Raw genomic sequence first — 17,267 nt, 5'->3', positions numbered from 1 at the left:
GATTCATATGGCAGTGACCGCTGCATCTGCGCCACGCGGACCGATGACGCTCAGGGACTGGGGGCAATTGCTGCTGCTCGGCGCCATCTGGGGCGGCTCGTTCTTCTTCGCCCGCATCGCGGTGGCGGAGCTTCAACCGCTGGTGCTGGTGCTGTTTCGCGTCGCCATCGCGGCGATAGCCCTGCAGCTCTATCTCGGCTTGCGCGGACCGTCCTTCCGCGCCGCTCTGCCGCATGCCGGCCTGTTCTTCCTACTGGCCTTCACCAACAATGTCGTCCCGTTCTCGCTGATCTTTGCCGGTCAAACCCAATTGGGGGCCGGCGTCGCTTCCGTCCTCAATGCCACGACGCCGTTCTGGACGCTGCTCCTGGCCAATGCGTTGACATCAGATGAAAAGCTGTCCTGGAACAAGCTCGCCGGCATTGGGCTCGGTGTCGCCGGCACCGCTGTGATGATCGGTCCCGGCCTGCTGGCGGGGCTCGGCGGCCCTGTCTGGGCCAAATTCGCGCTGATCGGCGCCTCGCTGTCCTACGGTATCGCGCTGATGGTCGCCCGCCGTTTCAAGGGCGTGCCCTCGCCAGTCGTCGCCACCGGGCAGTTGACGGCTTCGACCATCATCATGATCCCGATCGTGCTCTTCGCCCATGGCCCGGCCGGCCTGTTCTCCGCCTCGGCGCCGGTGTGGGCGGCGGTGTTGGCGCTGGCGCTTCTTTCGACGGCCTTCGCCTACATCCTCTACTTCAACCTCGTCGCCTCGGCCGGGGCAACCAACGCCTCGCTGGTCACGCTGATCGTGCCGGCCAGTGCCATGCTGCTCGGCTTTCTTTTCCTTGGCGAGCGGCTGGAATCGTTTGAGATCGGCGGTGTGGTGCTGATCGGACTTGGTCTTCTGACAATCGACGGGCGAGTGTTCGGACGGCGTTAGAGCTCGGCATGTGCAATCGCGAAAGTCGAAGGCGACTTTTGCGAGGGTAGCGCTGCCATGACACAGCATCGACACGCCACCGCCATAATTTATTCACAGGCATGAAGCGGGTTTTTGCCAAGGAGTTTCAACGGCTAACGGCGAAACCGAAGTCGCAAAATCCACAATCACGTCGCAATGCAGCACATTTTCCGCTTGCCTGTGGCACAAATGAACCTAGACTCCAGGGCATAGCTCTTTAAGAGGAGGCTATGTCATGGGACTTACGAGGCCAATCAACGCATTGATGATTTGTGCTGCGTTTGCTTTCATCGGCGCCCTCATTATGGGCGTCCTTCCCTGAACCCGCCAAGACGGGGAAGACCAGCACCAAATAGTCCAACCGATTCGAAAGGCCGGGTTTTTACCCGGCCTTTTGCTTACCCGACTGACCCTCAGGCAGCAGCGGAGCCCGCCACCTCATGCGAGCGGATGCCGATCATATGGCAGACCGCGAAGACGAGGTCGGCCCGGTTCATTGTGTAGAAGTGGAAATCGCCCACGCCGCGCTCGACCAGGTCCAGCACCTGTTCGGCGGCCACGGCGGATGCCACCAGCGCATGCGTCTGAGGGTCGTTCTGCAGGCCGTCGAAACGCTCGGCCAGCCATGCCGGCACCAGCGCGCCGCAGCGCGCCGAGAAATTGGCGACCTGGGTGAAATTGTGCACCGGCAGGATGCCGGGAACGATCGGGATGTAGATGCCGGCGCGGCGCGCGCGCTCGACGTAACGCTCGTAGAGATCGTTGTCGAAGAAGAACTGGGTGATCGCCCGCGTCGCGCCGTTGTCCACCTTGCGCTTCAGCATGTCGATGTCGGTGGCGAAGTCAGGGCTTTCCGGATGCTTTTCCGGATAGGCCGAAACCGAGATGTCGAAATCGCCGGCGTGCTTCAGCGCCCCGACCAGCTCGGAGCCGTTGGCGTAGCCGTCCGGATGCGGTCGGTAGGCGGCGCCGACGCCTTCCGCCGGATCGCCGCGCAAGGCGACGAAGCGTTTCACCCCCATGTCGGTGAATTCCTGGATCACGGCGTCGACCTGATGGCGAGCGGCGTCGACGCAAGTCATGTGCGCGGCCGGCGTCAGGCTGGTCTCCTTCAGGATACGGCCGATGGTGCGCGCCGTGCGCTCACGCGTCGAACCGCCGGCGCCATAGGTCACCGAGACGAATTTCGGCTGCAGCGGCTCGAGCCTTGTGACCGTATCCCACAGTCTTGCCTCCATCTCGTCGTTCTTCGGCGGGAAGAACTCGAACGAAACCCTGACCTTGTCGCCGATATCGGGCCGGCGGGAAAAACGAAACTGGTTCATCAGGCGATTTCCCCTATCGAGCTCACTCTGGTCTGCTGGCTGGCATTGGCAGGATCGGCGATCAGCAGGCGCCGGTCGCGGCCAAGCCAAAGCTTGACGGTGAGCCTGGCCTCGTTGCCGCCGCGCGGTTCGAACTCCTGGGCATCCTCGAGATCGAGGCCGGCTTCGGAGAACCACTCTCCGATCTGCCGGTCGGAAAAGCCCAGCCGCATATGCGCATGCTCGTCGCGCAGGAATTCCAGTGTGTGCGGCGCGAAATCGACGATGACGAGACGGCCGGCCGGCCGAAGCAGCCGCGCCGCCTCATGGATGGCGCGGGCCGGGTCGTCGAGATAGTGCAGCACCTGGTGGATGGTGACGAGATCGAAGGCATCGCGCTCGACCGGCGGCGAAAAGATATCGCCCTGCCGCACCTGCGCGTTCGAAACGCCGGCCTTGTCGAGATTGGCGCGCGCCACGGTCAGCATCTCTCGCGACATGTCGATGCCGACCCCCCGCCGGTAGAGCGGCGAGAAGATTTCGAGCAGCCGCCCGGTGCCGGTGCCAAGGTCGAGCATGGACTGGAACGGCCGCTTGCCGACCAGCTTCAGCATCGCGGCCTCCACCGCACGGTCGGGCACATGCAGCGAGCGGATATGATCCCAGCTTGCGGCGTTCTGCGAAAAGTACGCGGTGGCGCGGTCCTGGCGCTTGCGCTTGACCGAGGTCAGTCGCTCCAGATCACGCTCGACCTGCGGATCGGCGCCGCGAATGCCGGCAACCAGCCTCATCACGAAGTCTCGCGCCGAATCGGCGTCCGACAGGCGGAAGAACGCCCACGACCCTTCCTGGTAGCGGCCGATCAGCCCCGCCTCGAGCAGCAGCTTCAGGTGGCGCGAGACACGCGGCTGCGACTGGCCGAGAATTTCGGTAAGGTCGGAAACGGTGAGGTCGCCACGCGACAACAATGCCAATATGCGCAGGCGGCTGGATTCGGCCGCCGCCTTCAGCGTATCCACCATGGTGTCGAGCGAGACATGCATCAGCGTATTCTCTTTGAAAAGATATAAACATATGTTTATGTCGAATTCGGCGACCTTGCAAGCGCTATGTCGCTTCCGGACCAGAAAATGCCGCATGCGTGATTTCCCGGTCCGGATCAGCCCGAAACGTCTAGCGGTTTTGAGACAATGGCATGCACCAGCACAGAGACAGGCAATGACCGAACCGCGTGAGATGTTCGAGGCTCGCGAAGGCGAGCAGAGACTGGACCAGGATCCGGCCTTGATGCCGCCGGACGCCGGCATCGTCTTCATCGGCCGTATTGCCTCGCCGTGGATCACCCGGGATAGCTGCCCGAAGAACATGCGCGCCGCGCGCGAGGCGGGACAGCCCGCGGTGCTGGCCATCGATGCGCCCTATCGTGCGGGCCTGCGCGGGCTGGAGCGCGCCAGCCACGTCGTCATCCTGTCCTGGCTGCATCACGCGCCGCGGAATCTGATTGTGCAGAAACCCCGCCATGCGGCTGAAGCGAAAGGCGTATTCGGCCTGCGCTCCCCTGCCCGGCCGAACCCAATCGGCCTGCACATAGCCAAGCTCGTCGGATTGGACATCGGCACTGGGCGCGTCGACTTCGACGCCATTGACGTGCTCGACGGCACGCCGGTCATCGACATCAAACCATATTTCGCCTCGACCGATGCCATTGCCGAGGCGACCGTTGAGGGGCGCGGGGAGCAATGACCGCGCCCACCGGCCGCCGCCGCGCCATCGCCAAGGCTTTGACAGCACTTCTGCCGCTGGCGCCTTATGCCGACATGGAGAAGATCCGCACCGACGCCGGCTCGGTCCATATGAAAACCTTGCCGCCGACGATCGCGGTATGGCTGGCGACGATCGCCCACATCCGCCACATGCACACCGATTACGAAAAGCTGCTGGCCGAGGGCTATGACCGCGACTCCGCCCGTTTCTTCGTCATCGACCAAACCAACACCATGCTCACGCGCTGGCGCGCCACGCGCCTGCTCGACGCCGACGACGAGGAGGAATGAGGCCACTGCCGGGGAGATGGCGCTCTGCGTTTTGTTCAAAAAGATTCCCCCTCGCCTCTGGAAAATCACGGAACAGGCCGTATATGCCCGAAAGCGGAGAAGCCTCCGCTTCCATCCAGAAATTGCGCCCCGCAGGGGCAAGGATTCCACACATGACATCAAAGGTTTGGTTCATCACCGGATCGTCGAAAGGCTTTGGCCGCGTCTGGGCCGAGGCCGCACTGGCGCGTGGCGACCGCGTTGCAGCGACCGCCCGCGACACCGCCACGCTCGCCGATCTCGTCGATAGATACGGCGACAACATCGCCGCCATAAAGCTCGACGTCACCGACAAGAAAGCCGTCGATGCCGCTGTCGCCGAGGCGCACAAGCGCTTTGGCCGGCTCGACGTCGTCATCAACAATGCCGGCTACGGCCATTTCGGCGCCATCGAGGAAGTCAGCGAACAGGAAGCCCGCGACCAGATCGAGACCAATGTGTTCGGCGCGCTGTGGGTTACCCAGGCTGTCCTGCCGATCATGCGGGCGCAGCGCTCCGGCCACATCATCCAGATCTCGTCGATCGGCGGCGTCAATGCCTTTGCCTCGCTCGGCCTCTACCATGCCTCGAAATGGGCGCTGGAAGCCTTCAGCCAGTCGCTCAGCATCGAGGTCGCGGAATTCGGCATTCATGTCACGCTGGTCGAGCCGGGCGGCTTCTCCACCGACTGGTCGGGAGCATCGGCCAAGGTCTCCAAGCCGATCGAGGCCTATGCGCCCGCCCGCGCCAAGATGGCCGAGCGCCGCGCCAACTCGGTTGCTGGCGATCCCGAGGCGACCGGACCGGCGATGCTGGCCATCGTCGATGCGGCAGAGCCGCCGCTGAGGGTGTTCTTCGGCGATGGCGGCCTGCCGATGATACGCCAGGAATACGCCAACCGCCTCGCCACCTGGGACAAGTGGGACCACGTCTCCGTCATGGCGCAAGGCGTCAACAAGAACCGCAAGGGCTGACGCCGACCGTAATAGCTACGCCGCCTGCTGGGCGGCGTAGCTATGCCTTGTAAATCCATTGCTCCGGCACACGCACCGAAATCTCTTCGCCGACCCTGACCACGCCGGGTTTTTCAACCCAGGCGACAAGGCCACGCAGCCGCTTCGCCGTCTGCGGGAAGAGCAGTGCGGCTGCATCGCGATCCGATGCATGGACATGCGTGGCGATGGATTGCCCGGCGACCCGGCACGGCTTGTTCTGCGCGTCGATTTTGATCGTCACGCCCCCTTCGAAGAACATCAGTGAGCCGGCCGGCAGCATCGACAGATGTGGCACACCCTCGATCAGCATATTGGCGCCGATCCATTCCGGCTTGATCTCCTTCAGGCCCATGCGCTCGGCGACGATCGAAAGCTCGTCCGCGGCAACCAGCGACAATTGCCGCTCGTTGCGCATCTCCGTGCCGCGCGGATACCAAGGCTCGCGCCCACCGGAACGCCGCGTCATTCCGGAATGGAAGTCATTCGCGATTCCGTCGAAGCCAAGATCCAATTCCTCGACGGCTTTCGTCTCGAAATGATCGGACGGAGCGGCATAGAGCGCCACTGCCTTTGCCGTCAGCTTGCGGCCCGGGACGATGTCGATCGTGGGCTCGGCAGTTGGAAAAAGTTCTAGGTTTGTTTCCTGCATGCTGCTGGTCTAGAGGCCTCGGACAATGCGGTCCAGTCGAAAGCGCTGATGATCCGATCACTGCGTTTGATGCCGATCACGACGTTATTACCGGAAATGCCGTCATGTTGCAGCGAGCGCATCCCATTGCCGCCGCGCCGCCTATATATATTCGGCGCCAGTCGGGAGGAGGAGGTTCGGCATGCAGGTTGGACACGCCATCGCAGCGCTCTGGCTGTTCTGGGTGGTATCCTGGATCGTCGCTGCATCCTGGGCCGATCCAGCCCAAAAGCGCGCCACCATCGGAGCGGAGGCCCGCTATCGCGTCTTCTGGCTGGCCGGCACCGTCCTGCTGTTCGTTCCGGCGCACAGCTATCAAGGCAGGCTGAGATTGTGGACGCCGACCCTTGCCGAAGCCTGGGTCTGCGTTGCCCTGATCGCGGTCGGCATCGGCTTCGCATGGTGGGCACGCATCCATCTCGGGCGGTTGTGGTCCGCCACAGTCACAGCCAAGGCGGATCATCGCGTGGTCGACACCGGCCCCTATCGCCTGGTCCGGCATCCGATCTACACCGGGCTGCTGCTGGCTGTGGTTGCCACCATGGCGGCAAAGGGCACGGTCTGGGGCATTGCAGGTACGGCCCTGCTCATCATCGGCGTCGTCATCAAGGCGAGGCTGGAGGAGCGTTTCCTGCGCGACGAACTCGGACCCGCCTATGACGATTACGCCAGGCGGGTGCCGATGCTGGTTCCCTTCACGCCGGCCTAGCGCGGCATCACCTCAGAGCATTCTCAGCAGCGCGCCACCGATCGAATATCCCGCACCGAAGGCGCAGATCAGGCCGTGATCGCCCGGTTTCATGTCGGCATGGTTCTCCGACAGCGCGATGATGGCTCCCGCGCCGGCGGTGTTGCCCAGTCGTTCCAGCACCATCGGCGCGCGGTCATGGCCGACATCGTGGCCGAACGCCAGTTTCAGGATCATCGCATTCATGCGCGCATTGGCCTGGTGCAGCCAGAAGCGCCGCACCGCTTGCGGCGTCAGCCCGTGTTCGGCGAGGAATTCGACGATGAATTTGTGCCCGGCGACGGTGACTTCCTTGAACACCTTGTTGCCGACCTGCTTGATGAGGTTGCCTTCCAGGTCGATCCTGTAGGGATCATCCTGGGCGGTACGGGTATGATAGCCGAGATTGGTGCGGATGTTGTTCGACATCTGCGTCCATATGCGCGTGTCCAGCACCTCGAAGCGGCCCGGCCGCCTCTCACCCTGGGCCAGCCCCTCCACCACCATCGACACCGAAGCGTCCCCGAAGATGAAATGCGTCTGCCGGTCGCGGAAATTGAGATGGCCGGTGATGATTTCCGGCGTCGTCACCAGGATGCGCTTGTGCGCGCCCGAGCGCACCAGATTGACCGCCATGTGCAGCGCAGCCGCGGCCGACGAACAGCCAAGCCCCATGTCGAAGCCCGCGCCCCTCGTGCCCAGCGCCTCCTGCATTTCGATGGCGATCGCCGGATATGGCCTCTGCTGATGCGAGGACGAGCAGATCACCAGATCGATGTCCGAGGCCTCGACCCCGGCGTGCTCGATCGCCTTCCGAGCCGAAGCGATGCCGAATTCCGCCTGCAGCGAGAGCGCGTCGTCCGGACGCGCCGGAATGCGCGGCGCCATGCGGGTGGGGTCGAGAATGCCTTCACGCTCGACCACGTGGCGGGACTTCACACCTGAAGCATGAACGATGAAGTCGGCATCCGATTTCTGCAGCAGCGTCTCGCCGGTATCCTGGCGCCGCGCGTTCTCGGTGTCGACCCAGGCATTGAAGCTGGCGACCAGTTCCTCATTCGTGATGACAGGCTTGGGAATTTCAGCGCCGATGCCGCTGATGATGACGCGATGCATGTTTAAGTCCGTCCATCCGCGGGCGTTGCGGCTTGATGTGGGCGCCGAAACGTTCCGGCGCAACATTTTTCTCACTCGGCCGGTTTACGCCGGCTTAAACCAAGGTTTAGGCCGGCTTAAACCAAGGTTTTTCGCCAGCCTATCCCGCCCCCTTGGCGACGATGAAAATGCGGGGGAAACGCAGCAGCACCTTGCCATCGGCGGTCTTCGGATAGGCCTTGGCGATCTTGGCCGTGTAGCTGTCGAGGAACAGCTTGCGCTCATCCGCGTCCAGCGGATCGAGGAAGGGCTTCAGCCCTGTCGACTTCACCCACTCGACGATCGCCTCGGCATCGGCCAGCGGATGGTTGTAGATGGTGTGCCAGATGTCGAGCCGAGCCGAGAGCGGCGACAGCAGGTCGTAGTAGAACGACACCGGCGGCAGCGGCGCACGGGCCGCATCCCTGATCTTTGCCGCGAAAGGCGCTTCGGCGGCGGTCTCCCGCATCAGGCGATGCGAATCCTCGGCCATATTGTCGGGCATCTGGACGGCTAGCGCGCCGCCGGGGGCCAGAAAACCCATCAGGCGCTGGAACACCGCCGGATGCTCCGGCAGCCACTGGAAGACGGCGTTGGCGAAGATCACGTTGACCGGCTCGACCGGCTGCCATGTCGACGCATCGGCGAGGTCGAAGCTAACATTGGGCAGCCGCGCCCTCGCCTTCTCGATCATGTCGGGAGACGTGTCGAAGCCGCTCACTTGCGCATCCGGCCAGCGCTCGACCAGCAGTTCGGTCGAATTGCCCGGCCCGCAGCCGATATCGACAACCCGGCGCGGGAAGTCGACCGGAATCAGTGCCGCCAAGTCGCGCGCGGGCCGCGTGCGCTCGTCCTCGAATTTCAGATATTGGGCGGCGGACCAGTCAGCCATCCGGGCTCCTCATGTCAGCTTGAGAATTCGCCGCCCGGTGCCCCTTACCGCGTCAGCCTCTTGTAGGTCATGCGGTGCGGGTTGACGGCTTCGGGTCCGAGCCGGCGGATCTTGTCCTGCTCGTAATCCTCGAAATTGCCCTCGAACCATTCGACGTGGCTGTCGCCCTCGAAGGCGAGGATGTGCGTCGCCAGACGGTCGAGGAACATGCGATCGTGCGAGATGATGACCGCGCAGCCGCCGAAATTTTCCAGCGCGTCTTCGAGTGCCGCCAGCGTTTCCGTATCGAGATCGTTGGTCGGTTCGTCGAGCAGCAGAACATTGCCGCCGGTCTTCAGCATCTTGGCCAGGTGCACACGGTTGCGCTGACCGCCGGAGAGGTTGCCGACCTTCTGCTGCTGGTCGCCGCCGCGGAAGTTGAAGGACGCGCAATAAGCGCGGGTGTTGGCCTCGAACTTGCCGAGCTTGACCACTTCGGCGCCGCCCGAGATTTCTTCCCACACGGTCTTTGACGGATCGAGCGCGTCGCGGCTCTGGTCGACATAGCCGAGCTTGACCGTCTCGCCGACGCGGACAGAACCCGCATCCGGCTTTTCCTGGCCGGTGATCATGCGGAACAATGTCGTCTTGCCGGCGCCGTTCGGGCCGATGACGCCGACAATGCCACCCGGCGGCAGCTTGAATTCGAGGCCTTCGATCAACAGCGTGTCGCCGAAGCCTTTCGACAGGCCCTCGACCTCGATGACCACGTTGCCGAGCCGCTCGCCATGCGGGATGACGATCTGCGTATCCGTCGGCCGCCGCTTGTCGGCTGCATCGAGCAGATCCTGGAACGCCTGGATACGCGCCTTGGACTTGGTCTGGCGAGCCTTCGGGCTCGACTGGATCCACTCGCGCTCGCGGCCGATGGCGCGCTGGCGGGCGTCGTCCTCGCGGCCTTCCTGCTTGAGGCGCTTGGCCTTGGCTTCGAGGTACTTGGTGTAGTTGCCCTCATAAGGAATGCCGCGTCCGCGATCGAGTTCGAGAATCCAGCCGGTGACATTGTCGAGGAAGTAGCGGTCGTGGGTGATGATCATCACGGCGCCCGGATAGGCGCGCAGATGCTTTTCCAGCCACGCCGTCGTCTCGGCATCGAGATGGTTGGTCGGCTCGTCGAGCAGCAGAAGATCAGGCTGGCGAAGCAGCAGCTGGCAGAGCGCGACCCGGCGGCGCTCGCCACCCGATAGCTTGGTGACGTTGGCATCCTTGGGCGGGCAGCCCAGCGCTTCCATTGCCATCTCGACCTGCTGTTCGAGATCCCACAGGTTCAGCCGGTCCATCTCGTCCTGGAGCTTGGCCGACTCGTCGGCCGTCTCGTCGGAATAGTTCATCATCAATTCGTTGTAACGCTCGATGATGGCGGTCTTGGCCGCGACACCTTCCATGATGTTTTCGAACACGGTCTTGTCCGGATCAAGCGCCGGCTCCTGCGCCAGGTAGCCGACAGTGGCGCCTTCGGCGAGCCACGCCTCACCGCTCCAGTCCTTGTCGATGCCGGCCATGATCTTGAGGATCGTCGACTTGCCGGCGCCGTTTGGGCCCAGGATGCCGATCTTGGCGTCCGGGTAGAAGGACAGATGAACGTTCTCGAGCACCTTCTTGGTGCCATAGGCCTTGTTGAGGCCGGCCATGTGATAGATGAACTGGCGTGCCACGCGCGCTTTCCCTGAAAAATGACTGGATTTGTCGAATTGAATGGAGGTTGGCCGCTATGTAGGCGATGCGGCGCCGAACGGCAATCGCTTTTGCCATATCAGGCCAACCACACGGACAAGTGTGCACCGACAGCCAGGTTTTCAACCGGTCGATGGCGCGCGGAAATCTCCGGTTAACCCTTCCACGTCAAAACAGGATCGGAGTGGAATCGCTGGCTGGCCGCGATTTCGAACAGAGAGCGGATCGACGGCATTGCTGAACAGTTTCCTGCTCCTTGCCGAAGCGATCGTCTACTTCAGCGTCATGGTGACGCTTTTCCGCTTCCGCAAGCGCATCGGCCTGGGCGTCTTCATCTGCGCACTCGGCGTCATGCATTTCCTGGAAACCTATCTCGCCAGCGTCTTCTACGTCGCGCTGCCGTTCGGCATGGTCTCGCCGGGCTCGGCGGTGCTGTTTTCGGGCAAGCTGGTGATGCTCCTTCTGCTCTACATGAAGGAGGATGCCGCCACAGTGCGGCAGCCGATCTATGGCCTGCTGCTCGGCAATGCGCTGATGATCGGTCTGGTCCTGCTCCTGCGCCTGCACGCCATCGCTCCGCTTCCCGATGGCCGGCTCCCCGATATCGGCTTCATCGACGAGATGGGCTGGCTGATGGTTTGGGGCACGACGCTGCTGTTCGTCGATGCCATCCTGATCATCCTGCTCTATGAGAAACTTGGACGCGTCCTGCGCAAGGCGCGGTTCGCACGCATCCTGATTTGCGTCGCCTGCGTGCTGACTTTCGATCAGGCGGGGTTCTTCACCGCGCTGCATTTCGTTGCCGGCGCGCCGATCGCGGTCTTCTTCGGCGGCTGGTTCGCCAAGATGGCGGCGGCACTGACCTTCAGCGCCATGCTGGTCGCCTATCTCAAATGGTTCGAGGTCCGGGATGTCCAGATGCCGCGTGGGCTGACCGACATCTTCGAGACCTTGACCTATCGCGAACGCTACGAGGCGCTGGTCGAACATGTCGGCCGCGATGGCCTGACCGGACTGCTGCACAGGGGACGCTTCGATGCCGATGGCGAGGCCGCCGTCCAGTCCAGCCTGCGCACGGCGAGGCCGCTCAGCCTGCTCATCGTCGACGTCGACCACTTCAAGTCGATCAACGATCGTTTCGGCCATGCCGAAGGCGACAAGGTGCTGAAGGCGGTCGCAACCGTACTTTGCGAGGCGGCAGGCGTCGAGGACCAGGTGTTCCGGATCGGCGGCGAGGAATTCGCGATCCTGAGTTCGCGTCCGCATTCCGTCGCCAGGCTCTTCGGCGAAAGCGTCCGCACCGCGCTCAAGGCATCGGCCGCCACCAGCCGGTTCGATTTGACCGTCAGCGCCGGCGTTTCCACCGTCAGCGAAACGACGCAGTGCCTGGCCGACCTGTTCGCGCTCGCCGACCAGCGTCTTTACAAGGCGAAATCGACCGGACGCGACCGCGTCGTCGGTGAACCCGGCGGGCATGAAGCCGACGCCGATATCGCCTGGACCAGGTCCGCGCAGATCTAGCCAAAGTCAGTCCAGACCCAACCTTGTCGCTACGATTTCCCCTGCCGTGCCGGCGCGCTGCTCGTCATGCCACTCATGCAACCCCCGCTGAATGAACACCGCCATGCCAACATAACAGCAGGCACGGCAAGCGAAAGCCCGGCTGGCTGCCTAAATCCGTGCCCGTGCGTTACTGGAACCCGATCGCGTCGACCGTGCCGGTCGGGCAACCGGCCTTGTTGGTCGGCACGGAGGCCAGCAGCAGATCCTTGAGCGAGCTGTTCGGACCGATCGGGCCGGCAAGGCCAAGCGTCAGTTCCCCGATCAGCCGCCGGCCGCTCGACGGATCGATAAGGCAGGACACACGCACCCGGTCCCCTGCTCCCGCGCCGAAGGACTGGTCGAAGGCGCTGCGGATCTGGTCCGCGGTCAGCTTGCCGCCGATATTTTTGGCGAAGAGGTCGCGCACGGGCGAGCTGTTGACCTCACGCATCAAATGAAGGGCGTCGGAAAAATACTCCTGCTGGCTTTTGCCATAGCAGGTGCCGTGCTTGATCCATTCATGCCGTTCCAGCTTCGAGGCGGTGCCCGGCATCACCCTGTCGAGTTCGGCGCGGGTCTCGGCATCGAGGTTGACCGGTGGCAGGTCCTGCCAGTGAGCCGGATTGTCATTGGCCTTGTCGCTGGCAGTAGCCTGGCAATAGAAATTGCCGTTCGGCTGCGGCCACAGGCCGTGCAGCGTGAAATTGGTGGCGTCGAATTCGCCAGGGCTTTGCGCCTTGCATTCGGTCTTGTTCGACTTGGTCTCGCAGAAGGCCGGCTGCCAGCTCAGCGCGAAAACATATTCGGGTTTTCCCGAGGCCGCCGGCTTGCCTTGCCCGCCCGGTGCCGCCGGCGCGGTCACCGCACTGCTGCCCGAGAGATGGCCGCAGCTGACCTTCACCCAACGGCGCTCGGGATCGGCGCCCGGCACCAGGATGAGGTAGTGGGTCGGAGCGTCCTTGTTGCCGGCCAGCAATTGATAGGTCTTGCCCGCATCGGTCGAGACATTGCCGGGGTTCTTGGCGTTCTTGATCGCCTGCGTCGCGGGACAGGCAGCGTCGGCCACGAAGGTGCCGCTCATCTTGACGTCGGCATGCGCCGCGCCTGCCAGCGACCCCGCCAGCAAGGCCAATCCGAAAACAACAGCAATGCGCATGGAGAATCCCCTGCTGGAAAGTGGGCGACAGACTGAAACTGTCTCCATGTCAGAATTGCGATATTTTGCGGGCTCGTGGCAAGAAAGATCGTCGCGGAAAAGCCGGCAGGCCCGATTGACGCAAATCAGGCGCCGGCGCACACGTTGGACATTGCAAGGGCGGAACCAGGGGGAGGCCAGCCGGCATGCCATTCAGCCAGCAGCGCGTGGTCCGCTCGCCGACCGGCGCCGACCTCAATCTGTTCATCCGGCAGGCCGACAGCTCTCCGCGTGCGGTGGTCCAGATCAATCATGGCCTGGCCGAGCATGCCGGGCGCTACGACCGCTTCGCCGGTTTCCTGGCCGCTCGGGGTTTCCATGTCTATGTCCATGATCACCGTGGCCATGGGACGACCAGGGCGCCCGACGCGCCGCTCGGCAGATTCGCCGACAAGGACGGCCCGGCCAAGGTGATCGCCGATGTCGACGCCATCCGCGATCTTATCGCCCGCGAACAGCCTGACCTGCCGGTGATCCTTTTCGGCCACTCGATGGGCGCGTCCGTGGCGCTGAACTACTTGTTACGGCACTCGAATCGGATCCATGCCGCCGCCATCTGGAACGGCAATTTCTCGCAAGGCCTGCTCGGCCAGGTGGCGCTCGGCATCCTGGCCTGGGAACGGATGCGGCTGGGCTCCGATGTCCCGTCGCGCCTGCTGCCGAAACTCACCTTCCAGGCCTGGGGCAAGGCGGTCCTCGACCATCGCACCTTGTTCGACTGGCTTTCGCGCGACGAGGCGGAGGTCGCGAAATACATCGCCGATCCGCTCTGCGGCTGGGATGCCTCCATATCGATGTGGCGCGATGTGGTTGCCATGGCGCTGAACGGCGGCAAGGATGCGGCCTTTGCCGGCATCCGGCGCGACCTTCCCGTCGCCATCGTTGGCGGCGAGAAAGACCCTGCCTCGGACTATGGCAAGGGCATCACCCATCTCGCGAACCGCATGCGCAAGATGGGCTTTTCTAATCTGGTTTCGAAGGTTTACCCCGGCACCCGCCACGAGGGCCTGAACGAGGTGAACCGGGATACCGTCATGGACGATTTCGCCAACTGGGCGGACGCTGTCCTGAAAGCCTGACGGTTTGGCCCATCGCAAGAACCGTGACAGCCGCCGCCGGGCTTGATAGAGGCTCTGCTTTCGCAGCGATCAGGATGATTGCAGCAACCACGGTGATTTATGGCCGAACCCCCGCTGAAAGGCGTCCGCGTCGTCGAACTCGCCCGCATTCTTGCCGGGCCCTGGGCCGGGCAGTTGCTTGCCGATCTCGGCGCCGATGTCATCAAGGTCGAGAGCCCGGACGGCGGCGACGACACCCGCAAATGGGGTCCGCCCTTCGTCATGAGCCACGACGGCGAGAACCTGTCGGCCGCCTATTACCATTCCTGCAATCGCGGCAAGCGCTCCATCGCCATCGACTTCTCGACGCCCAAAGGCGCCGAGACGGTGCGCCGGCTGGTCGCGACGGCGGATGTGCTGATCGAGAACTTCAAGCTCGGCGGCCTGAAGAAATACGGGCTCGACCATGGCAGCCTGAAGGAAATCAACCCTCGCCTCGTCTACTGCTCGATCACCGGTTTCGGTCAGGATGGGCCTTATGCGCCTCGCGCGGGCTACGATTTCATTATCCAGGCCATGGCCGGCATGATGTCGATTACCGGCGAGCCCGGCCGCGAGCCGCAGAAAGCCGGCGTCGCCATCTCGGATATCTTCACCGGCCTCTATTCGGTCATCGCCATCCAGGCAGCACTTCGCCATGCCGAACAGACCGGCGAAGGCCAGCACATCGACATGGCGCTGTTCGACACCCAGATCTCGGCGCTCGGCAACCAGAACCTCAATTATCTCGTTTCCGGCAAGTCGCCGGTGCAGATGGGCAATGCCCATATGAACATTGCCCCCTACGAAGTGCTTCCGGTCAGGGACGGCCACATCATCCTGGCTGTCGGCAATGACGGCCAGTTCGCCAAATTCTGCGCCGCGGTCGGGCTGGGCGATTTGCCGGCCAATCCCGATTTCACCACCAATCCGGCCCGCGTCGCCAATCGCGTGGAACTTCGCGCACGCATCATCGAGGCGCTGAAGATTTTTGATCGCGATCCGCTGCTGGCGAAGCTCGAAGCCGCCAGCGTGCCGGCAAGCCCGATCAACACGATCGGCCAGATGTTCGACGACCCGCAGACCATTGCCCGCGGCATGCGGCTCGACCTCGACGACGGCCATGGCAACCGCCTGCCATCGGTGCGCGCGCCGATGGTGATGTCGGGCACACCGCTTACTTATGAACGCCCCTCGCCGCGCCTTGGCGAGCACACTGACGAAATCCTTGCCGAACTGGAGAAGTCTGGGAAATGAAGACCGGTGGACAACTGATCGTCGACGCCCTCGAAGCCAATGGCACCGACCGTATGTTCTGCGTGCCGGGCGAATCCTACCTTGCGGTGCTTGACGCGCTGCATGATTCCTCGATCCGCACCATCGTCTGCCGCCAGGAAGGCGGTGCTGCCATGATGGCCGACTGCCAGGGCCGGCTGACCGGCAAGCCCGGCATCTGCTTCGTCACCCGCGGACCCGGCGCCACCAACGCTTCGGCCGGCATCCACATCGCCATGCAGGATTCGGTTCCCCTCATCCTGTTCATCGGCCAGGTCGCCAGCCACGCCAAGGAGCGCGAGGCGTTCCAGGAAGTGGACTATGTCAGGTTCTTCGGCGACATCGCCAAATGGGTGGTCGAGATCGACGACGCCTCGCGCATCCCCGAATTCGTCACGCGCGCCTTTGCCGTGGCGACGTCGGGCCGCCCCGGCCCGGTCGTCATATCGCTGCCTGAGGATATGCTGACCAGCGTCGTCGACGCGCCGGAAGCACTTCCGCACACGCCGGTCGAAACCTATCCCGGCGAGGCCGAACTCGACGCACTGGAAATGCTGCTTGCCGGCGCGAAGCGTCCCTTCGTCATTCTTGGCGGCACGCGCTGGAACGCGGACGCGGTGGCGCGGATGCATGAGATCGCCGAGGCCTGGTCGCTTCCTGTCGGCTGTTCCTTCCGCCGCCAGATGCTGTTCGACCATCTTCATCCAAACTATGCCGGCGATGTCGGCATCGGCATCAATCCGAAGCTGGCGACGGCTATCAAGCAGGCCGACGTCGTTCTCTTGATCGGCGGGCGCATGGGCGAGATGCCCTCTTCCGACTACACGCTGCTGAAGAGCCCCTACCCCGACCAGGCCCTGGTGCATGTCCATGCCGATGCCGGCGAACTCGGCCGCGTCTACCGTCCGACCCTGGCGATCAATGCTTCGCCAGCGGCCTTCGTCGAGGCTTTCACCAAGCGCATGCCGGCCGGAACGCCATCATGGGCGGCCGAAACAGCCAAGCTGCATACCGCCTATCTCGACTGGTCGACTCCGCCTGAAAACGGTCCCGGCCCGGTCCAGATGGGACCTATCATGAACTACCTGGAAAAAGTGCTGCCGGACGATGCCATCCTCACCAATGGCGCCGGAAATTACGCAACCTGGGTACACCGCTTCCATCGCTTCCGCCGCTTCGCCACGCAAGGAGCGCCGACGTCGGGCTCGATGGGCTACGGCACGCCGGCGGCGGTCGCCGCCAAGGCGCTTTATCCGGAGCGCACAGTGGTCGCCTTCGCCGGCGACGGCTGCTTCCTGATGAACGGCCAGGAATTCGCCACCGCCGTGCAGTACGACCTGCCGATCGTCGTCATTCTCGTCAATAACGGTATTTACGGCACCATCCGCATGCACCAGGAACGCGAATATCCCGGCCGCGTCGTCGGCACCGATCTGAAGAACCCTGATTTTGCAGCACTTGCCCGCGCCTATGGCGGCCATGGCGAGACGGTGGAGAAGACAGCTGATTTCGCGCCTGCCTTCGAGCGCGCGCGAACCAGCGGCAAACCGGCGATCGTCGAGATCAGGCTCGATCCCGAAGCGATCACCCCGACCCGGACGATGACGCAGATACGCGACAGGGCTTAAGGGCCGGCAGAACAGAGGGCGGCGCTGTCCCGCCAGGCTTCAAGCGTTAGCCGCGCTTC

The 17,267-nt window shown here is 63.5% G+C and carries 16 protein-coding genes; 9 read left to right on the top strand and 7 right to left on the bottom strand.

What is annotated here, in order from left to right; translation table 11 throughout:
* Positions 1-7 precede the first annotated feature (7 nt).
* Positions 8-925, top strand: coding sequence for a DMT family transporter (locus tag FJ950_RS05170; RefSeq protein WP_140615600.1), 918 nt, complete (start codon positions 8-10; stop codon positions 923-925).
* Positions 926-1,359: 434 nt separating this feature from the next.
* On the opposite strand, the gene metF is transcribed toward FJ950_RS05170, so the two are convergent.
* Positions 1,360-2,271: a methylenetetrahydrofolate reductase [NAD(P)H] gene (gene metF / locus FJ950_RS05165; protein WP_140615598.1), complete on the bottom strand. Its 912-nt coding sequence runs from the start codon at positions 2,269-2,271 to the stop codon at positions 1,360-1,362.
* On the bottom strand, positions 2,271-3,293 hold the full coding sequence (locus tag FJ950_RS05160) for a metalloregulator ArsR/SmtB family transcription factor (protein WP_140615596.1): 1,023 nt from the start codon (positions 3,291-3,293) through the stop codon (positions 2,271-2,273). The genes metF and FJ950_RS05160 overlap by 1 nt, the downstream gene beginning before the upstream one ends.
* Before the next feature lie 175 nt (positions 3,294-3,468).
* On the opposite strand from FJ950_RS05160, the gene tsaA reads away from it, so the two are divergent.
* The 3 genes from tsaA (at position 3,469) to FJ950_RS05145 (ending at position 5,296) form a co-directional block, all read left to right on the top strand.
* Complete coding sequence (gene tsaA / locus FJ950_RS05155; RefSeq protein WP_140615594.1) at positions 3,469-3,993, top strand: tRNA (N6-threonylcarbamoyladenosine(37)-N6)-methyltransferase TrmO; 525 nt, start codon at positions 3,469-3,471, stop codon at positions 3,991-3,993.
* On the top strand, positions 3,990-4,304 hold the full coding sequence (locus FJ950_RS05150) for a DUF2293 domain-containing protein (RefSeq protein ID WP_140615592.1): 315 nt from the start codon (positions 3,990-3,992) through the stop codon (positions 4,302-4,304). The genes tsaA and FJ950_RS05150 overlap by 4 nt, the downstream gene beginning before the upstream one ends.
* Before the next feature lie 152 nt (positions 4,305-4,456).
* The gene (locus FJ950_RS05145) at positions 4,457-5,296 is read left to right on the top strand and encodes an SDR family oxidoreductase (protein ID WP_140615590.1); all 840 of its coding nucleotides are present in this window, start codon (positions 4,457-4,459) and stop codon (positions 5,294-5,296) included.
* 40 nt (positions 5,297-5,336) lie between these two features.
* On the opposite strand, the gene FJ950_RS05140 is transcribed toward FJ950_RS05145, so the two are convergent.
* The gene (locus tag FJ950_RS05140) at positions 5,337-5,966 is read right to left on the bottom strand and encodes an MOSC domain-containing protein (protein ID WP_140615588.1); all 630 of its coding nucleotides are present in this window, start codon (positions 5,964-5,966) and stop codon (positions 5,337-5,339) included.
* Between the two features lie 181 nt (positions 5,967-6,147).
* Between FJ950_RS05140 and FJ950_RS05135 the strand changes: the two genes are divergently transcribed.
* Entirely contained in the window at positions 6,148-6,714 is a 567-nt protein-coding gene (locus tag FJ950_RS05135; RefSeq protein ID WP_140615586.1) for an isoprenylcysteine carboxylmethyltransferase family protein, read from the top strand.
* A 12-nt stretch (positions 6,715-6,726) separates the two neighbouring features.
* On the opposite strand, the gene FJ950_RS05130 is transcribed toward FJ950_RS05135, so the two are convergent.
* The 3 genes from FJ950_RS05130 to ettA form a co-directional block, all read right to left on the bottom strand.
* Positions 6,727-7,848, bottom strand: coding sequence for a beta-ketoacyl-ACP synthase III (locus FJ950_RS05130; protein WP_140615584.1), 1,122 nt, complete (start codon positions 7,846-7,848; stop codon positions 6,727-6,729).
* Positions 7,849-7,987: 139 nt separating this feature from the next.
* A complete protein-coding gene (gene tam / locus FJ950_RS05125) occupies positions 7,988-8,758 on the bottom strand; it encodes a trans-aconitate 2-methyltransferase (RefSeq protein WP_140615582.1) in 771 nt (256 codons plus the stop codon).
* A gap of 44 nt (positions 8,759-8,802) precedes the next feature.
* Entirely contained in the window at positions 8,803-10,452 is a 1,650-nt protein-coding gene (ettA, locus tag FJ950_RS05120; protein ID WP_015317172.1) for an energy-dependent translational throttle protein EttA, read from the bottom strand.
* 253 nt (positions 10,453-10,705) lie between these two features.
* On the opposite strand from ettA, the gene FJ950_RS05115 reads away from it, so the two are divergent.
* Positions 10,706-11,992 carry a GGDEF domain-containing protein gene (locus tag FJ950_RS05115; protein WP_140615580.1) on the top strand — a complete coding sequence of 429 codons (1,287 nt, stop codon included), beginning with the start codon at positions 10,706-10,708 and terminating at the stop codon, positions 11,990-11,992.
* Between the two features lie 169 nt (positions 11,993-12,161).
* Here the strand turns inward: FJ950_RS05115 and FJ950_RS05110 are convergent, their stop codons facing one another.
* Positions 12,162-13,169: a ribonuclease gene (locus tag FJ950_RS05110; RefSeq protein ID WP_140615578.1), complete on the bottom strand. Its 1,008-nt coding sequence runs from the start codon at positions 13,167-13,169 to the stop codon at positions 12,162-12,164.
* A 185-nt stretch (positions 13,170-13,354) separates the two neighbouring features.
* Here FJ950_RS05110 and FJ950_RS05105 point away from each other — a divergent pair, with 185 nt between their 5' ends.
* From FJ950_RS05105 to FJ950_RS05095, 3 genes are all read left to right on the top strand, one after another.
* Entirely contained in the window at positions 13,355-14,287 is a 933-nt protein-coding gene (locus FJ950_RS05105; protein WP_140615576.1) for an alpha/beta hydrolase, read from the top strand.
* A 99-nt stretch (positions 14,288-14,386) separates the two neighbouring features.
* A complete protein-coding gene (locus tag FJ950_RS05100) occupies positions 14,387-15,562 on the top strand; it encodes a CaiB/BaiF CoA-transferase family protein (RefSeq protein ID WP_140615574.1) in 1,176 nt (391 codons plus the stop codon).
* Positions 15,559-17,208, top strand: a complete 1,650-nt coding sequence (locus FJ950_RS05095) for a thiamine pyrophosphate-binding protein (RefSeq protein WP_140615572.1) — start codon at positions 15,559-15,561, stop codon at positions 17,206-17,208. Before FJ950_RS05100 ends, FJ950_RS05095 begins: the two co-directional genes overlap by 4 nt.
* The last annotated feature ends 59 nt before the right edge of the window (positions 17,209-17,267 follow it).

This window comes from Mesorhizobium sp. B2-3-14 (assembly GCF_006442175.1).
Classification (GTDB): domain Bacteria; phylum Pseudomonadota; class Alphaproteobacteria; order Rhizobiales; family Rhizobiaceae; genus Mesorhizobium; species Mesorhizobium australicum.
This window is presented reverse-complemented; position numbering and strand designations above follow the sequence as displayed.

Bases quoted from the DNA above. Each gene is read 5' to 3' on its own strand.
- FJ950_RS05170 (WP_140615600.1), top strand. From the start codon at position 8: ATGGCAGTGACCGCTGCATCTGCGCCACGCGGACCGATGACGCTCAGG.
- metF (WP_140615598.1), bottom strand. From the start codon at position 2,271: ATGAACCAGTTTCGTTTTTCCCGCCGGCCCGATATCGGCGACAAGGTC.
- FJ950_RS05160 (WP_140615596.1), bottom strand. From the start codon at position 3,293: ATGCATGTCTCGCTCGACACCATGGTGGATACGCTGAAGGCGGCGGCC.
- tsaA (WP_140615594.1), top strand. From the start codon at position 3,469: ATGACCGAACCGCGTGAGATGTTCGAGGCTCGCGAAGGCGAGCAGAGA.
- FJ950_RS05150 (WP_140615592.1), top strand. From the start codon at position 3,990: ATGACCGCGCCCACCGGCCGCCGCCGCGCCATCGCCAAGGCTTTGACA.
- FJ950_RS05145 (WP_140615590.1), top strand. From the start codon at position 4,457: ATGACATCAAAGGTTTGGTTCATCACCGGATCGTCGAAAGGCTTTGGC.
- FJ950_RS05140 (WP_140615588.1), bottom strand. From the start codon at position 5,966: ATGCAGGAAACAAACCTAGAACTTTTTCCAACTGCCGAGCCCACGATC.
- FJ950_RS05135 (WP_140615586.1), top strand. From the start codon at position 6,148: ATGCAGGTTGGACACGCCATCGCAGCGCTCTGGCTGTTCTGGGTGGTA.
- FJ950_RS05130 (WP_140615584.1), bottom strand. From the start codon at position 7,848: ATGCATCGCGTCATCATCAGCGGCATCGGCGCTGAAATTCCCAAGCCT.
- tam (WP_140615582.1), bottom strand. From the start codon at position 8,758: ATGGCTGACTGGTCCGCCGCCCAATATCTGAAATTCGAGGACGAGCGC.
- FJ950_RS05110 (WP_140615578.1), bottom strand. From the start codon at position 13,169: ATGCGCATTGCTGTTGTTTTCGGATTGGCCTTGCTGGCGGGGTCGCTG.
- FJ950_RS05105 (WP_140615576.1), top strand. From the start codon at position 13,355: ATGCCATTCAGCCAGCAGCGCGTGGTCCGCTCGCCGACCGGCGCCGAC.
- FJ950_RS05100 (WP_140615574.1), top strand. From the start codon at position 14,387: ATGGCCGAACCCCCGCTGAAAGGCGTCCGCGTCGTCGAACTCGCCCGC.
- FJ950_RS05095 (WP_140615572.1), top strand. From the start codon at position 15,559: ATGAAGACCGGTGGACAACTGATCGTCGACGCCCTCGAAGCCAATGGC.